Origin of the sequence: Robertmurraya beringensis, from assembly GCF_042433785.1 — a bacterium.
GTDB lineage: Bacteria > Bacillota > Bacilli > Bacillales > Cytobacillaceae > Robertmurraya_A > Robertmurraya_A beringensis.
Genome location: NZ_JBHLUU010000066.1, coordinates 1 through 2,061 on the forward strand (window position 1 = coordinate 1; position 2,061 = coordinate 2,061).

Here is a 2,061-nt window from a genome sequence, read left to right on the forward strand (position 1 = left end):
AATCGAGTAGGGGTAGCCATTTCTGACCACCCCTCTCACAGAGCTCGTACGTGCGGATCTTCGCATACGGCTCTTCCCACTAATCCCCTTTGGGGACAACAGTTGTAAATCTAGATTCAAGACTGACTAATCCAAGGTTTGAAAAGAATTCATTATCCAGGGCTCCATGAACCATGGGGCTCTTTGAACTTCTCCAGGCAAACATCCTTATCCCCTGCAGACTATTTTCTCTCCATCCTTTCTTTATAAGTGCTCGATGTAAGTTTTTAACATGCCTCCAGCTTCTTAGCTGAACCATTCTCAATCTTCTTCTTATCCATGAATCAAGTTTTTTAAATAGAGATTTTACATTTCCTTTTCCAAAGTAATTACCCCATCCCCTGATTAAGGGATTGAGTCCTTCCTGAATTAGAATTTGAATATCTACTGTTTGATTCTTTCGTGTTTTCAGTTTTACTTTATCCTTAAATTTCTTAAGCTTCTTTGGGTCTACTCTGCGGATGTTACGGTAGAATTCATACCCTAGAAAAGTGAAGGTTTCCTTTGTTGAATCCACCACTTTAGATTTTGTTGGATGGACTGTAAGTCCTAATTCCTCTTCCAAAAATCTTTTGACACCTTTCATCACTCGTTCTGCACCTTTTTGACTTTTACAGAGAATGATAAAGTCATCTGCGAATCTTACGATTCGCTGTCCTCTTTCTTTCATGAGGAGGTCTAGTTGATGTAGATAGATATTTGAAAGGAGCGGACTTAACACCCCTCCCTGGGGTGCCCCCTCCAATGTTTCTTGATATACTTGTTCTTCCATAACTCCTGCTGTAAGGAATTGTCGAATAAGGCTCAAAATAGAACCGTCAGTTATTCTTTTACGGATTCTTTGGATAAGTTTATCATGAGGGATTGTGTCGAAATAGGACTGTAAATCTGCATCAACTACATGTACATATCCCTGATTAAGATAGTCGGACACTTGGTCAAGTGCCATATGAGCGCTTATTTCAGGACGGAAACCGAAGCTACAGGGCAGAAATTCTTCTTCGAAGATAGGCTCAATGATATTACGTACTGCCGCCTGAACAATTCGGTCTTCTACCGTTGGAATACCTAGCGGTCTTACTTTGCCATTATCTTTTGGAATATATCTCCTTTTAACTGGCTTCGTACGATATGTCTTTTCCTTTAGTCTCTTTTGAAGAGCTTCTAGATTGCTCTCCAAATCCCTTTCATAATCCTCGATTGTCACCTTATCGATACCAGGGGCACCTTTGTTCTTTCGGACTTGATAAAATGCCGATTGGAGATTCCCCATTTTATATACTTTATCGTATAGGCTATACCAGACTCTTCTTTCCATCTAAATACTCCTCTTGCGTAACTGGTACACATCTTCCTGTTTCTGCTTCTCCATTATCGTTTACTAGCGGAATCAATAGCTACAACGGCAGTTCTTTCCACGTTCAACTGGTGGTGGACGGCTTACCCTTCTGTTCAGCCCTAGCGTCCGTGTTTGCACTACTAGCTTCTGCCCACTTCCACAGACATGCAATATGGTACTTTTATGTTATCTTCATGGGTCCCACCCTTCGCAAGTTTCAGTCCTTTTGAGAAAGAAACCCAAGTGCCACGGTTGGACACTCTCACTTATGTGCCGTCCTCGTCTCTATTACTAGAGAGTCATAGGCATAAGCTTCTTTACTACTATGGTGTTCTCTGACTCCTCCCCTCACATTTCGCAGTCTTGGATTCCCTCCTTGAGCTGCAATACCTGTCTGGATGGACAAAGGGAGGTCTCTGTGGGTCACATCGCTCACTTTCACTCTATCCCAGCCCTCATAACACTTCAAGCTACGTCAGTTATTGGGACTTCCTGTTCTCTTGCACAGTCATCCTGCTATCGTGCCAACATGGGATTTACGGCTCTGGTCAGAGTTTTGCCTTCAGACCCTCCGCACGAATCCTCACGGACTTCGCACTGTCTGTCAGCTAATACTTCCCGACTGAACGGCGGTTGTATTCGGGACTTTCACCCTATAGCGAAGCGTGCTGCCACACGCACAA

1 protein-coding gene is annotated in these 2,061 nt (G+C 43.2%); it reads right to left on the reverse strand.

Translation table 11 applies throughout. From position 1 onward, the window contains the following. Positions 1 to 79 precede the first annotated feature (79 nt). Entirely contained in the window at positions 80 to 1,357 is a 1,278-nt protein-coding gene (gene ltrA / locus ACFFHF_RS11945) for a group II intron reverse transcriptase/maturase (protein WP_377058233.1), read from the reverse strand. Between the last annotated feature and the right edge of the window lie 704 nt (positions 1,358 to 2,061).

Excerpts from the sequence above, each read along its gene's own strand:
- ltrA (WP_377058233.1), bottom strand. The coding sequence starts at position 1,357 with ATGGAAAGAAGAGTCTGGTATAGCCTATACGATAAAGTATATAAAATG.